The sequence below is a fragment of the Methylocella sp. genome (assembly GCF_041905455.1).
Classification (GTDB): Bacteria; Pseudomonadota; Alphaproteobacteria; order Rhizobiales; family Beijerinckiaceae; genus Methylocapsa.
Genome location: NZ_JAYRLA010000002.1, coordinates 213,263 through 228,107 on the forward strand (window position 1 = coordinate 213,263; position 14,845 = coordinate 228,107).

16 protein-coding genes are annotated in these 14,845 nt (G+C 72.3%); 7 read left to right on the plus strand and 9 right to left on the minus strand.

The annotated features are described in order from the left end of the window. Positions 1-43: 43 nt before the first annotated feature. From ACE3OG_RS03180 to ACE3OG_RS03195, 4 genes are all read right to left on the minus strand, one after another. Positions 44-472, minus strand: coding sequence for a hypothetical protein (locus ACE3OG_RS03180; protein WP_374306008.1), 429 nt, complete (start codon positions 470-472; stop codon positions 44-46). Then, entirely contained in the window at positions 473-1,315 is an 843-nt protein-coding gene (gene proC, locus ACE3OG_RS03185; RefSeq protein WP_374306009.1) for a pyrroline-5-carboxylate reductase, read from the minus strand. Next, a complete protein-coding gene (locus ACE3OG_RS03190) occupies positions 1,312-1,812 on the minus strand; it encodes a YbjN domain-containing protein (protein ID WP_374306011.1) in 501 nt (166 codons plus the stop codon). Before ACE3OG_RS03190 ends, proC begins: the two co-directional genes overlap by 4 nt. Positions 1,813-2,012: 200 nt before the next feature. Further along, positions 2,013-2,282 (minus strand): accessory factor UbiK family protein, encoded by a 270-nt coding sequence (locus ACE3OG_RS03195; RefSeq protein WP_374306012.1) that lies wholly within the window; start codon positions 2,280-2,282, stop codon positions 2,013-2,015. 156 nt (positions 2,283-2,438) lie between these two features. Here ACE3OG_RS03195 and lgt point away from each other — a divergent pair, with 156 nt between their 5' ends. Genes lgt through pgeF form a run of 3 tightly spaced genes read left to right on the plus strand, consistent with a single transcriptional unit; the run spans position 2,439 to position 5,111 of the window. Then, positions 2,439-3,257: a prolipoprotein diacylglyceryl transferase gene (gene lgt / locus ACE3OG_RS03200; protein WP_374306013.1), complete on the plus strand. Its 819-nt coding sequence runs from the start codon at positions 2,439-2,441 to the stop codon at positions 3,255-3,257. After that, positions 3,254-4,342 (plus strand): class I SAM-dependent methyltransferase, encoded by a 1,089-nt coding sequence (locus ACE3OG_RS03205; protein WP_374306014.1) that lies wholly within the window; start codon positions 3,254-3,256, stop codon positions 4,340-4,342. Before lgt ends, ACE3OG_RS03205 begins: the two co-directional genes overlap by 4 nt. Further along, on the plus strand, positions 4,332-5,111 hold the full coding sequence (gene pgeF, locus ACE3OG_RS03210; RefSeq protein ID WP_374306015.1) for a peptidoglycan editing factor PgeF: 780 nt from the start codon (positions 4,332-4,334) through the stop codon (positions 5,109-5,111). Before ACE3OG_RS03205 ends, pgeF begins: the two co-directional genes overlap by 11 nt. Here the strand turns inward: pgeF and truA are convergent. Genes truA through ACE3OG_RS03235 form a run of 5 tightly spaced genes read right to left on the minus strand, consistent with a single transcriptional unit; the run spans position 5,108 to position 9,766 of the window. Next, positions 5,108-5,845: a tRNA pseudouridine(38-40) synthase TruA gene (gene truA / locus ACE3OG_RS03215; protein WP_374306016.1), complete on the minus strand. Its 738-nt coding sequence runs from the start codon at positions 5,843-5,845 to the stop codon at positions 5,108-5,110. The two genes, pgeF and truA, sit on opposite strands and share 4 nt — an antisense overlap. 1 nt (position 5,846) lies before the next feature. Continuing rightward, positions 5,847-6,782 (minus strand): methionyl-tRNA formyltransferase, encoded by a 936-nt coding sequence (gene fmt, locus ACE3OG_RS03220; RefSeq protein ID WP_374306017.1) that lies wholly within the window; start codon positions 6,780-6,782, stop codon positions 5,847-5,849. 12 nt (positions 6,783-6,794) lie between these two features. Beyond that, positions 6,795-7,406: a peptide deformylase gene (gene def, locus ACE3OG_RS03225; RefSeq protein WP_374306018.1), complete on the minus strand. Its 612-nt coding sequence runs from the start codon at positions 7,404-7,406 to the stop codon at positions 6,795-6,797. Positions 7,407-7,455: 49 nt separating this feature from the next. After that, positions 7,456-8,307, minus strand: coding sequence for an NlpC/P60 family protein (locus ACE3OG_RS03230; RefSeq protein ID WP_374306019.1), 852 nt, complete (start codon positions 8,305-8,307; stop codon positions 7,456-7,458). A 4-nt stretch (positions 8,308-8,311) separates the two neighbouring features. Continuing rightward, positions 8,312-9,766, minus strand: a complete 1,455-nt coding sequence (locus ACE3OG_RS03235; protein ID WP_374306021.1) for a M17 family metallopeptidase — start codon at positions 9,764-9,766, stop codon at positions 8,312-8,314. Between the two features lie 364 nt (positions 9,767-10,130). Between ACE3OG_RS03235 and zwf the strand changes: the two genes are divergently transcribed. Genes zwf through ACE3OG_RS03255 form a run of 4 tightly spaced genes read left to right on the plus strand, consistent with a single transcriptional unit; the run spans position 10,131 to position 14,821 of the window. Next, a complete protein-coding gene (zwf, locus tag ACE3OG_RS03240) occupies positions 10,131-11,603 on the plus strand; it encodes a glucose-6-phosphate dehydrogenase (RefSeq protein ID WP_374306023.1) in 1,473 nt (490 codons plus the stop codon). Between the two features lie 43 nt (positions 11,604-11,646). Then, positions 11,647-13,458, plus strand: a complete 1,812-nt coding sequence (gene edd / locus ACE3OG_RS03245) for a phosphogluconate dehydratase (RefSeq protein WP_374306024.1) — start codon at positions 11,647-11,649, stop codon at positions 13,456-13,458. 50 nt (positions 13,459-13,508) lie between these two features. Further along, positions 13,509-14,156: a bifunctional 4-hydroxy-2-oxoglutarate aldolase/2-dehydro-3-deoxy-phosphogluconate aldolase gene (gene eda, locus ACE3OG_RS03250; RefSeq protein WP_374306026.1), complete on the plus strand. Its 648-nt coding sequence runs from the start codon at positions 13,509-13,511 to the stop codon at positions 14,154-14,156. After that, positions 14,156-14,821, plus strand: a complete 666-nt coding sequence (locus ACE3OG_RS03255; protein ID WP_374306028.1) for a class II aldolase/adducin family protein — start codon at positions 14,156-14,158, stop codon at positions 14,819-14,821. The genes eda and ACE3OG_RS03255 overlap by 1 nt, the downstream gene beginning before the upstream one ends. Positions 14,822-14,845 lie beyond the last annotated feature (24 nt).

Below are 14,845 nucleotides of genomic sequence, written 5' to 3' on the forward strand. Positions count from 1 at the left end.
TAGCGGCTCGCCGGCGCGGCGTCGAAACTTTCGAGGGGGCCGTTCAACGCCCCTCGAGCGTCTCGCGCACGGCGTCGCACGGCAGCCTCGCCGGAATCCAGCGCCCGTTGCGCAGGTTGAGCCGGCAGAAGCCGTCGCTCTGCGAGATGAGGCTCGTCACGAAGCCGGGGGCGAGCAGGGCGGAGCCGAAGCTCGAGGGCAGCGACAGGAAGCCGTCGTGGCTGAGCCGCGACGTGATCTCGGCGCAGCGCTGGAAGGCCCTGATCTCCTCGCCGTTGACGAGGATGACGGAGCAGCGCGTCGGGCTGGCGTCGAGGAAGACCTGGATGTCGGAGAGCCGCGCGTAGCTGAAGGCGCCGGGCGCGGCGCCCTTCAGCGGCAGGAAGACGGGCTGGGGAAGGTCCTGCGCGCCGGCCGCCCCGCACGCGGCGAGCGCCGCCGCGAGGAAAGGCGGGAGCGCGGCCCGCCGCATCTAGCCGGCGAGCTCCGTCGCGCGTCGGCGCGCGGCCTCGACGGCGCGCCGCATCAGCGGCTCCAGCCCGTCGTCGGCCATCAGAACCTTGAGCGCGGCGGCGGTGGTGCCGCCCGGCGACGTGACGTTTTCACGCAGCGTCGAGGCGGGGCTGTCAGGGGAGAGGCGCAGCAATTCGCCGGCCCCTTCGATCGTCGCGCGGGCGAGGCGCGCCGCCGCCTCGGGCGCAAGGCCCTGCGCCTCGCCGGCGCGGGCGAGGCATTCGACGAGATAAAACACATAGGCCGGCCCGGAGCCCGACACGGCGGTGACGGCGTCCATCAGCGCTTCGTCGGCGAGCCATTCGAAGGCGCCGGTCGCGCCGATCAGCGTCTCGATCTCGATCCGGCGCGCCGGATCGAGCGCCGTCGCGCAGTAAAGGCCGGTCATGCCGCGCCCGACCGCCGCCGGAAGGTTCGGCATCGCCCGCACGACGGCGCCCGCGTCGGGCAGGCGGGCGGCGACGTCGGCGACGCTCTTGCCGGCGAGGATTGACAGCACGACGGCGCGCTCGCCCGCGAGCGGGGCGAAGGCGCGCGCCTCGTCCAGCGCCTGCGGCTTGATCGCGAGCACGAGCACGTCGGGCGCGCCGTCCCAGGGCGGCGCGTCGAGGAGCGCGAAGCCGCGGGCGCGCGCGAGCGCCTCGAGCTCGGGCGAGGGCCGCGGCTCGACGACGCGCAGGGCCTGCGGGGCGAGCCCCGCCGCGAGCCAGCCGCGCGCCATCGCGCCGCCCATCTTGCCCGCGCCGGCGAGCAGGACCGCCGACGGAAACGCCGGCGCCGCGCGTCTGACGCTCTCCGTCACGCTTCGCCCTGCGTTTCGAGCATCGCCGACTCGAGCGCCTCGCGGCCGGACTTGCCGGCCCAGACGACGAACTGGAAGGCCTGATAATAGCGCTCGCAGGCGCGCACCGCGCTGGTCAGAACGGTCTGGCACTGCGGCCCGTTGAGGTCGGCGCCGCCGGCGAGCACGATGGCGTGGCGGAACATGACGATCCCGTCCTCGACCCAGTGGTCGAAATGGCCGAGCCAGAGCTGCTCGTTGACGAGGGCGATCAGCGCGCCGACCTCGCCGCGCCGCGCGCCCGGCGCCTTGAGGTCGAAGGCGCAGGCGACGTGCAGGGCCTCGAGATCCTCGAGCCAGGTGAAGGCGACGTTGTAGTCGGTCCAGCCGCCGGAGACGGTGATCGAGATCTCGTCCTCCTCGTCGCGGTCGAACGGCCACTGGTTGAGCGAGGCGAGCCTCTCGATGAGGTCCACCGGATGCTCGGAGCGGACGGCGTCGAAGTGCGTGAGCGACATCTAGGGTCCTTCAGAACGGGCGTCGGCGCAAGGCCGGCGACGGCTCGAGCCGGCCGCGGCGCCGACTCAAAATCTCCGTCACGTCTTGAATCTGAAGGAATCACAAGGGGCAGGGCGAGCGCAACTGGCCAAAACCGGGTTGTCCCCTGTCTAACCAGCCTCGCGGCAGCGCGGAATGAGCTTCGCGAAAGCCGATCGCCTCAGGAGCCCGCCCCGGCGCGCCGCGCCGTCGCCGATTGCGCCTCGAGCGTCTCGATCCGGGCGCGCAGGCGCTCGTTCTCGTCGCGGGCGCGGGCGGCCATCTCCCGCACCGCCTCGAACTCCTCGCGGGTGACGAAATTCATCGCCTGCGCCGCCCGCTCGAACTGCGCGCGCAGCGCCGTCTCGGCCTCGCGCCGCACCCCGTGGGCGACCTCGCCGGCGTCGGCGAACAGCCGCGTCAGATCGTCGAAAACCCTGTTCTCCTTCATGCGGCCTCTCCTGACGCACGCCTTCACACAAGCCGTTCACATGGCCCGGCGGCGGCGGCGGCGCAAGAGCGGGGCGGCGCGGGGCCGCGGCGGCGCGCCGGGTTGACGCGCGGGCCGCGGCGCGGCACACCTCGGCGACGACTGGAGCCGCCGCGCGTGACCTTCCTCATCGCCTATCCGGTCATCGACCCGGTGCTGGTCTCGATCGGCCCGCTGCCGATCCGCTGGTACGCGCTCGCCTATATCGTCGGCCTCGTGCTGGGCTGGGCCTATGTCCGCGCGCTGGCGGCGAACGCCGCGCTCTGGCGCGGCGCGGCGCGCCCGGACGCCGAGACGGTCGACGACCTGCTGCTCTACGCCGCCCTCGGCGTCGTGCTCGGCGGCCGGCTCGGCTACGTGCTGTTCTACAATCCGGCTTATTATCTCGCCCATCCGCTCGAGGTCGTGAAGGTCTGGGAGGGCGGCATGTCCTTCCACGGCGGCCTGTTCGGCGCGGGCGTCGGCGTCTTTCTTCTCGCCCGCCGGCGCGCGCTCTCCGCCCTGACCCTCGCCGACGTCGCCGCCGCCGCGGCGCCGATCGGCCTGTTCCTCGGCCGCCTCGCCAATTTCATCAAGCCGGAGCTGTGGGGCCGGCCGGGCGACGTCCCCTGGGCGATGATCTTTCCCGGCGCTGGGCCGCTGCCGCGCCATCCGAGCCAGCTCTATGAGGCGGCGCTGGAGGGGCTCGTCCTGTTCGCGCTGCTTTATGTCGCGGCGCGGCGCGGCGCGCTCGCGCGGCCCGGCCTCGTCGCCGGGCTGTTCGCGATCGGCTACGGCTGCGCGCGGATCGCCTGCGAATTCTTCCGCGAGCCCGACCCGCAGCTCGGGTTCCTGTTCGGCGGCGCGACGATGGGCATGCTCCTGTCGCTGCCGCTGATCGCCGTCGGCGCGGGGCTCCTCGCCCATGCGCTCAGAAGGGAGGCCGTTCCCGCATGAGCCCGCTCGAAACGATCCTGCGCGAGCTGATCCTCGAGGACGGCCCGATCAGCCTCGACCGCTACATGGCGCTCGCGCTCGCCCATCCCGTCCACGGCTATTACCGCACCCGCGATCCGCTCGGGCCGCAGGGCGATTTCGTCACCGCGCCCGAGATCAGCCAGATGTTCGGCGAGATGATCGGCCTGTGGGCGGTCGAGGTCTGGCGGCTGATGGGCGCGCCGGCGCCGGTCCGCCTCGTCGAGCTCGGCCCCGGACGCGGCACGCTGATGGCCGACGCGCTGCGCGCCGCGCGCCTCGCGCCCGATTTCCTCGCCGCGCTCGAGGTCGACCTCGTCGAGATCAGCGCCCCGTTGCGCGAGCGCCAGCGCGCCGCGCTCGAAAAAAGCGGCGTCAGGATCAACTGGCGCAATTCCGTCGACGAGACGCCGCCCGGGCCGGCGATCTTCATCGCCAACGAGTTCTTCGACGCGCTGCCCGTGCGTCACTATGTGTTCCGCGACGGCGGCTGGCGCGAGCGGCGGGTGGGGCTCGACGTCGAAGGGCGCCTGTGCTTCGGCCTCGGCGAGATCGAGAAGGCGATCGAGGCGCGCGGCGAGGAGGGCGACATTCTGGAGGTCGGCGTCGCCGCGGCGCGGATGATGACGCGGATCGGCGTGCGCATCGCGGCGCAGGGCGGCGCGCTGCTCGCCATCGACTACGGCTACGAGCAGCCGGCGCGCGGCGAGACGCTGCAGGCGATGAAGGGCCATCGTTTCGTCGATCCGCTCGAGTCGCCGGGGGAAGCCGACCTCACCGCCCATGTCGACTTCTCCGCGCTGGCGCGCGCCGCGAAGGGCGCGGGCGCGGCGGCGCACGGGCCGCTGGAGCAGGGCGAGTTCCTGACGCGCCTTGGCCTCGTCGAGCGCGCCGCCGCGCTCGCCGCCGCCAACGAGGCGCAACGCGCTCTTGTCGAGGCGGCGCTCGAACGGCTCGCCGGGGCGGGTGGGCGCACGGACATGGGGCGGCTGTTCAAGGCTATCGCCGTCACGCGGCGCGGCGCGCCGCCGCCGCCCGGCTTCGGAACGGCGCGCGATGAAGCCTGAGAGCGCGCTCGTCGGCGCGGCGCTGCGCGCGCCGGGGATCGCGCACGCCTTCTTCACCCGCGAGGGCGGCGTTTCGGACGGCGTCTACGCCAGCCTCAACGGCGGCGTCGGCTCGCGCGACGCGCCGGAGGCCGTGGCCGAGAACCGGCTCCGGATGGCGGCGGCGCTCGGCGTCGCGCCGGACGCCCTGCTCATTCCCTATCAGACTCACTCGCCCGACGCCGTGATCGTGACCGGGCCGTTCGCCGAGCGGCCGCGCTGCGACGCGCTCGTCACCGCGACGCCGGGCCTCGCCGTCGGCGTCACCGGCGCCGACTGCGGCATGATCCTGTTCGCCGAGCCGCAGGCGCGCGTCGTCGGCGCCGCGCACGCCGGCTGGCGCGGCGCGCTCGGCGGCGTGCTGGAGGCGACGCTCGAGGCCATGGAGCGCCTCGGGGCTCGGCGCGAGAGGATAGTCGCTGCGCTCGGGCCGGCGATCGGCGCGAAGAGCTACGAGGTCGGCGCGGAATTCTACGGCGCCTTCGTCGAGGCCGACGAGGGCTACGCCGCCTTCTTCACGCCGGGCCCGGGCGCGGAGAAATTCCATTTCGACCTGCCGCGCTTCATCGGCTTCCGGCTGCGCGCCGCCGGGGTCGGCCTGTTCGAGGACCTCGCGCGCGACACTTACGCCGAGCCGGCGCATTTCTTCTCCTATCGCCGCAGCGTGCATCTCGACGAGCCCGACTATGGGCGGCTGGTCTCGGCGATCGCGCTGCTCGATCCGGCTTAATAATCGACCTGCGTCAGGTAGAGGCCGTCGGGCGGCGCGACCTGGCCGCAGCGGCGCCGGTCGCGCGCCTCGAGCGCGCCCCGAAGCGCGCCGGCGCTCCATTTGCCGCAGCCGACATGCTCCAGCGAGCCGACCATCGAGCGCACCTGCGAATGCAGGAAGGAGCGGGCGGCGACGCGGCATTCGATGAGGTCGCCGTCGCGCGAGACGTCGAAGCGCTCGAGCGTGCGCAGCGGCGAGGCGGCCTGGCAGTCGGAGTCGCGGAAGGTCGAAAAATCGTGCCGTCCGACGAGAAGCTGCGCGGCGTCGTGCATGGCGCCGGCGTCGAGCCTGCGGCGCACCAGCCACGCCTGGCCGGCCATCAGCGCGAGCGGCGCCCTGCGGTTGACGATGCGGTAGAGGTAATGGCGGCGGATCGCCGAAAAGCGCGCGCTGAAATCCTCGGCGACGCGCTCTGCGGAAAGGATCGCCACCGGGCGCGGGCGCAGCCAGGCGTTGAGCGCGTCGCGCAGCACGTCGGGACGCCAGTCGCGCGAGAGGTCGAGGCTGGCGCACTGGCCGAGCGCATGGACGCCGGCGTCGGTGCGCCCGGCGCCTTGAATGCGGACGTCCTCGCCCGTGAGCGCCAGCACGGCCGTCTCGATCGCCTCCTGCGCGGACAGCCCGTTGGCCTGCCGTTGCCAGCCGACGAACGGTCCGCCGTCATACTCGATGGTGAGCTTGTAGCGCGGCATTTCAGGGCGAGGGCAGGACGAGCCCGGCGGCGAGCGGCGCGCCGCGCAGCAGCTCGGCGGCGCTCATCGCCGCCTTGCCGGCGCGCTGCAGGGTCTCGAGCCGGACCGCGCCCTCGCCGCAGGCGACGGCGAGCGCGTCGTCGAGGATGAGGCCCGGCGCGCCTTCGCCGTCCGCGAGCGAGGCCCGCAGGACCTTGACGCGCTCGAGGCCCTTGCCGAAATCGGCCTCGAACCACGCGCCGGGGAAGGGCGAAAGGCCGCGGACGAGGTCGTGGACGCGCCGCGCCGGCGCGCGCCAGTCGATCCGCGCCTCGGCCTTGTCGATCTTGGCGGCGTAGCTGACGCCTTCCTGCGCCTGCGGCGCGAAGACGAGGCCGCGCCGCCCGAGCGCCGCCAGCGCCCGGACGGCGAGATCGGCGGCGAGCGGCCTCAGGGCGTCGTGAAGCTCGCCGGCGGTCGTGTCAGGCCCGATGGCGATCCGCTCGACGAGCGAGACGGGGCCGACGTCGAGCCCTTCCTCCATCTGCATGACCATCACGCCGGTCTCGGCGTCGCCCGCCATCACCGCGCGCTGGATCGGCGCCGCGCCGCGCCAGCGCGGCAGGAGCGAGGCGTGCAGGTTGAGGCAGCCGAGCGGGAAGGCGTCGAGCGCCCGCTTCGGCAGGATCAGCCCGTAGGCGACGACGACCGCGGCCTCGGCGTCCAGCGCCTCGAGCGCCGCGAGCGTCTCCTGCGCGCGAAAATTGGCCGGCGTCTCGACGCGCAGGCCAAAGCGCGCGGCGGCCCGATGGACGGGCGAGGGCGTCGTCTCGAGGCCGCGCCGCCCGGCGGGCTTTGGCGCGCGCGTATAAACGGCCGCGACCTCGTGCCCCTGGCCGACGATCTCGGTGAGGACGGGGACGGCGAAGTCAGGCGTCCCCATGAACACGACGCGCAAGCGGCGCGCCCGTCAGAGATCGCCGGCGGCGCCGTGGCCCTTGACGGGGACGGGCGCGGCGGTGGGGGCGGGGCGCGGGAGCGGCGGCTCGCGCTTGCGCACGGGCGGCTCGGTCTTCGCCGCCTTCTCGAACTTCTTGACGACGCGGGCGCGCTTCAGCCGCGAGATATGATCGATGAACAGGACCCCGTTCAGATGGTCGATCTCATGCTGCAGGCAGGTCGCGAGCAGCCCGTCGGCCTCGATCTCCTGCTTTCGCCCCTCGCGGTCGAGATAGCCGACGGCGACCTTCGCCGGACGCACGACCTCCTCGTAGTAATCGGGGATCGAGAGGCAGCCCTCTTCGTAGGACGAAAGCTCCTCGGAAGCCCACAGGATTTCGGGGTTGGCGAGGCGCAGCGGCTCGGCGCGCGCCGACTCGTCCTTGCGCTTGGCGACGTCGAGCACGATCACGCGCCAATCTTCGGCGATCTGCGGCGCCGCGAGGCCGATGCCCGGCGCGTCGTACATGGTCTCGAGCATGTCGTCCATGAGCGCGCGCACGCGCTCGTCGACCCGCTCGACGGGCCGCGCGACCTTGCGCAGGCGCGGGTCGGGAATGATGATGATGGGACGAAGCGACATGGCGGAGAGATAGAGCGCGGCGGCGCGAAAGGCAATTTTTGGAGCGCCTTCAGCCCAGCCGTCGCGCCGAGCTGACTTCAAGCCCCGCCGTCGCGAGGATGCGCGCCCGCGCGCCCTCCAACGCCTCGCTCGCGACCTGCATGTGGTGGCCGTTGGCGTGCAGCAGGGTTTCGCCGTCGCGCATGATCCCGACGTGGCCGCGCCAGAAGATCAGGTCGCCGCGCGCGAGCGGCGCGCCTTCGGGCAGGGGCGCGCCGAGCGCCTTCTCCTGCAGGTCGGCGTCGCGCGGGGCGAAAATCCCGGCGGCGTCGAGGCTGACCTGCACGAGGCCGGAGCAGTCGATTCCGCCCGCCGACTTGCCGCCCCACAGATAGGGCGCGTCGAGGAAAGCCTCGGCGACCGCGACGAAATCGGGCGCGCGCGCCTCGACCGGCGCGGCGTGCGCGGCGAAGATGAAGCCGCCTTCGACGAGCCGCAGCCAGGCCCCGGCCTCCGCGACGGCCGCGAGCCGAGCGCCGAGCGGCAGGGCGCAGACGATCGGCCGCTTCATGTCGGGCGCGGGATAGACGAAGGTCAGCGGAACGGCGACGCGATGCGTCGGCGCGCCGGGCGCCGGCCCGAGCGCCGCCGCCGGCAGGTAGCCGACATAGGAATCGCGTTCGAGCTGGACGAAGGCGAAGCCGTCGCGCGTCTCGTAGAGCCTCGCCGCCTCGCCGAACGTCGCCTGCGTGTCGATCGAGGCGGAAAGGTCCGGGCGCGGGCGCAGGTCGGCGAGCGGGGCTCTGACCGTGACGCGCTCGCCCTCGACGAAGCGCGCAGCCTCGACGAGCCCGCGTAGATGGGCGGCGGCGAGGTCGGGCCGCGCCGGCGTCAGGCGGCGGTCGAAGGGGCGCGCCGCCATCGTCCTAGCGCGCCTTTTCCTCGGCGTCGGCGTCCTCGTCCTCCTCCGCTCTCGCCACGAGATGGCGGACGGCGCGCGGGCCGTGCGGCGGCGCGAAGCGTTCCTCGAGCAGGTCGTAGAGCAGGCGGGCGGACTGGATCTCGCCGCCTTCCGGCCGTCCGGGCTTTCCCGTCGGCGTCCAGCCGTAGACGTCGAAATGCGCCCAGGCCTTGGCCTTGGCCACGAAGCGGCGCAGGAACAGCGCGGCGGTGATCGAGCCGGCGAACGGCCCGCCGCCGACGTTGCCGAGGTCGGCGGCCTTCGACTCGAGCATCTTGTCGTAGGGGTCCCACAGCGGCATGCGCCAGACCGGATCCTGCGCCGCCGCGCCATGGCGGGCGACGTCCTGAGCCAGCGCCTCGTCGCCGGTGTAGAAGGGCGGCAGGTCCGGGCCGAGCGCGACGCGGGCGGCGCCGGTCAGCGTGGCGAAGTCGACGAGCAGGTCCGGCGCCTCCTCGTCGGCCAGCGCCAGCGCGTCGGCGAGGATCAGCCGCCCCTCGGCGTCGGTGTTGCCGATCTCGACGGTGAGCCCCTTGCGGCTCGCGTAGATGTCGCCGGGGCGGAAGGCGTCGGCCGAAATCGAGTTCTCGACGATCGGCAGGATCACGCGCAGGCGCACGGCGAGGCCGGCGCCCATGACCATCGACGCGAGGGCGAGCGCCGTCGCCGCCCCGCCCATGTCCTTCTTCATCATCAGCATGCCGGCGGACGGCTTGATGTCGAGCCCGCCGGTGTCGAAGCAGACGCCCTTGCCGACGAGCGTGACCTTCGGCGCGTCGGGATCGCCCCAGCGGAAGTCGACGAGGCGCGGCGCCTCCTTCGCCGCCCGCCCGACGGCGTGGATCAGCGGGAAGCCCGAGGCCAGCAGCGCGTCGCCGCGGACGACCGAGGCGCTCGCCTGATGCTGCGCGGCGGTCGCGAGCGCGGCCGCCTCGAGCGCGGCGGGGCCGAGGTCGTTGGCCGGCGTGTTGATGAGGTCGCGGCCCATGGCGATGGCCGCCGCGACGCGCTCGACGCGCGCCGTGTCGACGCCGTCGGGAACGCAGAGCTGCGCCGCCTCCGCCTTCTTCGCGCGGTAGCGGTCGAAGGCGTAAGCCGAAAGCAGCCAGCCGAGGGCGGCGAGATAGGGATCGTGCGGATCGTTGGCGAAGCGGTAGAGCCCGGCGGGCAGGGCGCCCGCGAGCTTGCCGGGCGCGAAGAGGTCCTTCGCGGCGCCGTCCTCGTCCTCCAGCGCGAACACGACCTCCGCGCCGCCCTCGCCGGGAAAGATCAGATGGCTTGCAGGGTTCGGCTCGAAGCCGTTCGCCGCGGCGACGTCGGCGCAGGCGCGCGGCAGGCGTTCGCGCGTCGCGGGCCAGCTCGCCCTGGTCACGAAGTGGATCGGACGGGCCTGCGCGCTGGGCTCACGCAGAAGGGACATCGAACGCTCCGCGGCTGGCCGCGCTTCAGCGCGGCGGACCAGCGCAGCGTTAGCCTTTAAGCCCGCTCTTGCAAAGGGAGCGCGCGCAGGCGAGACCGCCGCGACGGCGCCGCGACCGGTTGCGCGTCGCCCTCGGCCGCGCCTTGGGCGGAACGGACGGGCGCGGAACGGGATTTGAGCTTTGCCGAAGCGCGCTCAGGTTCTAGCCTGCGGCGTCGGGGCGTGCGCGACTCGAAGGCTCTGCGCGCTCGCGTCGCGCGCCGGACGTCGGAGCGGCGGCCGGGCGCGCGGCGAGATCTTTCGCGGTTCGGAGCGTTTCTTGCAGAGCCCAAGGCCGGGCCCGGCGTCGAGCGAGAGGCTGTCGATGGTTTCCCGCATAGTGAAAGTCGCCCCCTTCGATCTCGTCGTCTTCGGCGGCACGGGCGATCTCGCCTATCGCAAGCTGTTTCCGGCGCTGTTCCGCCGCTTCCACGACGGGCAGTTCTCGGACGGCACGCGAATCATCGGCGCGGCGCGCCACGACTACGGCCGCGAGGCGTTCCGCGAAACGGTGGCGAAGACCCTGCGCCAGTTCGCGCTCGAGGCGATCAAGGACGCCGACCTCGACGCCTTCCTCGAGCTCGTCGATTATGTGAGCCTCGACATCGGCTCGGACGCCGGCTGGAACGTGCTGGCGGAGCGGCTGCCCGAGGACGCCAACGAGGTGCGCGCGTTTTATCTGGCGACGGGGCCGGACCGCTTCGGCGCCGTCGCCGCGCAGCTTGCGGCCTATGGGCTCATCACGCCCGGCTCGCGCATCATCGTCGAGAAGCCGATCGGCAGGGATGCGGCCTCGGCGGCGAAGATCAACGACGCGCTCGGCGCCGTCTTCGCGGAGAACCAGATCTACCGGATCGACCATTATCTCGGCAAGGAGACGGTGCAGAACCTGATGGCGCTGCGCTTCGCCAACGCCCTGTTCGAGCCGCTATGGAACTCCGGCCACATCGAAAGCGTCGAGATCACCGTCGCCGAGACCATCGGCGTCGAGGGGCGCGGGGCCTATTACGAGACCTCGGGCGCGCTGCGCGACATGGTGCAGAACCACCTGCTGCAGCTCCTCTGCCTCGTCGCGATGGAGCCGCCGGCGGCCTTCGAGGCCGACGCCGTGCGCGACGAGAAGCTCAAGGTCCTGAAGGCGCTCGCCCCCATCGACGCGAGCAATTACGAGGCGTGCGTCGTGCGCGGCCAGTACCGCGCCGGCGCCTCGGCGACGGGCGCCGTGCCGGGCTATCCGGAGGACGTCGGCAATCCAGGGACGCATGTCGAGACCTTCGTCGCGCTGAAGGTCTTCGTGAACAACTGGCGCTGGGCCGGAACGCCCTTCTACCTGCGCACCGGCAAGAGGCTGCCCAAGCGCGTCTCGGAGCTCATCGTCTCCTTCCGCAACGTGCGGCATTCGATCTTCGGGCCGGAGGTCAAGATTCTGCCGACCCGCCTCGTCGTGCGCCTGCAGCCGGACGAGGGCATCAAGCTGTGGCTGATGCTCAAGGAGCCGGGCGCGGGCGGGATGCGCATGCGCCACGTTCCGCTCGACATGAATTTCGCGGAAGCCTTCCAGATCTACGCGCCGGAGGCCTATGAGCGCCTCCTGATGGACGTGATCCGCGGCAACGCCACCCTGTTCATGCGCCGCGACGAGGTGGAGGCGGCCTGGGCCTGGATCGATCCGATCCGCGAGGCGTGGAACCAGTCGCCGCTGGAGCCGCGTTTCTATCTCGCCGGGACGTGGGGGCCGGCCTCCGCCACCGCCCTCGTCGAACGCGACGGGCGCAGCTGGTATGAGGAGAGCAACTGAGCGGCGTCGACGCGCGGGATTGGCGAGGGGATCGAGAGGCGCAATGGTTCACGAGACAATCGCCCGCGTCACGGCGCGGATCGTCGAGCGCAGCCGGCCGGCGCGCGAGGCCTATCTCGCGCGCGTCGAGCGCATGGCGAGCAAGCGGCCGCGCCGCGGCGCGCTCGGCTGCGCCAACCTCGCCCACGGCTTCGCCGCCTGCGGCGCGCATGACAAGGCGGAGCTCGTCGCCGACGTCGTTCCGAACCTCGCCATCGTCACCGCCTACAACGACATGCTCTCGGCGCATCAGCCTTACGAGCGCTATCCCGACGTCATCAGGCGCGCCGCGCATGAGGCGGGCGCCGTCGCTCAGGTCGCCGGCGGCGTGCCGGCGATGTGCGACGGCGTCACGCAGGGGCGCGCCGGAATGGAGCTCTCGCTGTTCTCGCGCGACGTCATCGCGCTCGCGGCCTCGATCGCCCTGTCGCACGACATGTTCGACGCGGCGGTGATGCTCGGCATCTGCGACAAGATCGTGCCCGGCCTCGTCATCGCGGCGCAGGCCTACGGCCATCTGCCGATCGTCTTCGTGCCGGGCGGGCCGATGCCGTCGGGCATCTCCAACGACCAGAAGTCGAAGGTGCGCCAGCTCTACGCCGAGGGGAAGGCGACGCGCGACGAGCTTCTCGCCGCCGAATCGGCCTCATATCACGCGCCCGGCACCTGCACCTTCTACGGCACCGCCAACTCGAACCAGATGCTGATGGAGGCGATGGGCCTGCATCTGCCCGGCGCGTCCTTCGTCAACCCGGGCACGCCGCTGCGCGAGGCGCTGACCGCCGCCGCCGCGAAGCGCGCGCTGGCCATCACCGCGCTCGGCAACGAGTACACGCCCGCGGCGAGCGTCCTCGACGAGCGCGCCTTCGTCAACGGCGTCGTCGCCCTGCACGCCACCGGCGGCTCGACCAACCACGTCATCCATCTCGTCGCGATGGCGCGCGCGGGCGGGATCTATCTGACGCTCGAGGATTTCGACGATCTTTCGCGCGTCGTCCCGCTGCTCGCGCGCGTCTATCCGAACGGCTCGGCCGACGTGAACCACTTCTCGGCGGCCGGCGGCACGGGCTTCCTGATCGGCGAGCTTCTCAAGGGCGGCCTCATGCATCCCGACGCCCGCACCGTGTCGGGCCTGCCGCTCGGCGACTACGCGAAGGAGCCCTATCTCGACGACGGCGAGCTGAAGTTCCGCGACGCGCCGGCGGCGAGCCTCGACGAGGCCGTGCTGCGGCCGATCGAGCGGCCCTTCTCGCCCGACGGCGGCCTGCGCGTGCTGCGCGGCAATCTCGGCCAGTCGGTGATCAAGATCAGCGCCGTCGCGCCGGAGCGCCATGTGGTGCGCGCGCCCGCCCGCGTGTTCCATGCGCAGGAGGAGGTCGAGGCGGCGTTCAGGGCGGGCGAGCTTTCGCGCGACCTCGTCTGCGTCGTGCGGTTTCAAGGGGTCAAGGCCATCGGCATGCCCGAGCTGCACAAGCTGACGCCGATTCTCGCCTCGGTGATGGCGCACGGCCATCAGGTGGCGCTCGTCACCGACGGGCGCATGTCGGGCGCCTCCGGCAAGGTGCCGGCGGCGATCCACCTTTCGCCGGAGGCGAAGGCGGGCGGCCCGATCGCGCGCATCCGCGACGGCGACATGATCACCCTCGACGCCGTCGCGGGAACGCTCGACGTCGAGGTCGCGCCCGAGGAGTTCGCCGCGCGGGAGCCGGCCTCATGCGACCTCGAGCCTCACGAGCATGGCTACGGCCGCGAGCTTTTCGCCAATTTCCGTCTCGTCGCGACGGGGCCGGAGCTCGGCGCCTCGAGCCTTGGCTGAACCGGGCGCGAAGCCTTAGAGTGCGCGCGCAGACGGGGAATCGCGCTTCCATGAGCTATGAACACGCCGACGCCACGCTCGCCCTCATGAAGCTCGCGCCGGTGATCCCGGTCATGCAGGTCATGGACGCCGCCGACGCGCTCGCGCAGGCGAGGGCGGTGATCTCCGGCGGGCTGCTTGCGCTCGAGATCACCCTGCGCACGCCGGCCGCCCTGCCGGCGATCGAGATGCTCTCGCGCGCCTTCCCCGAGGTCGAGATCGGCGCGGGCACGGTCACGACGCCCGAGCTGATGGAGGCGGCGCTCGACGCCGGGGCGAGCTTCCTCGTCAGCCCCGGCATGACGCGGCGCCTGTTGAAAGCGGCGCGAAAATCGCCCGTCCCCTTCCTGCCGGGCGCGGCCACCGCGTCCGAGGCGATGGCGCTCGCCGAGCGCGGCTTCCGCTGCATGAAATTCTTCCCGGCCGAACCCGCCGGCGGAGCGAAATATCTCGCCTCGCTCGCCGGGCCGTTGCCTGACCTCGTCTTCTGCCCGACCGGCGGGGTCGATCCCGAGAAGGCGAGAGCCTATCTCGCCCTGAAGAACGTCGCCTGCGTCGGCGGCTCGTGGATGGTCGCGCCGAAGCTGATCGCCGCCCGCGATTATGAATCGGTCGAGCGGCTCTCGCGCGAGGCGGCGGCGCTGCGCCCGGCCGGCTGATGGAACGATCGAGCGAAGCGGCGTCGCGCGAGAAAATCGTCGCGGCCTGTCGCGAGATGAACGCGAGCGGCCTCAATCAGGGGACCGCCGGCAACATCTCCGTCCGCCTTGACGACGGATTGCTGGTGACGCCCTCCGGCCTCCCTTACGAGGAGATGACGCCGGACGACATCGTGCGCATGGACTTTTCGGGCGGCTACGACCATCCGCTTCAGCCTTCCTCGGAATGGCGCCTGCACGCCGACGTGCTGCGCGCCCGGCCCGAATTCGGCGCCGTCGTCCACGCTCATCCGATCTTCTGCGTCGCCTTCGCGATGTGCCGGATGGAGATCCCGGCCGCCCATTACATGATCGCCGCCGCCGGCGGCCCGACCATCCGCTGCTCGCGCTACGAGACCTTCGGCACTTCGGCGCTGTCGGCGGCCGCGATCGAGGCGATGGAGGGGCGCTCGGCGGCGCTGCTCGCCAATCACGGCCTCGTCGCCGCGGGTCCCGACCTTGCGAAGGCGCTATGGCTCGCCCATGAAGTCGAGACGCTGGCGCGTCAGTACGCCTCCGCCTTGCAGGTCGGTCGCCCGGTCATTCTCGACGACGACGAGATCGCGCGCAACGTCGAGAAGTTCAAGGCTTATGGCTTGCGGCCGCGCCGGAACGGCGAAGGCTGAGCGGCGCGCTTGCGGGGCGAGCCG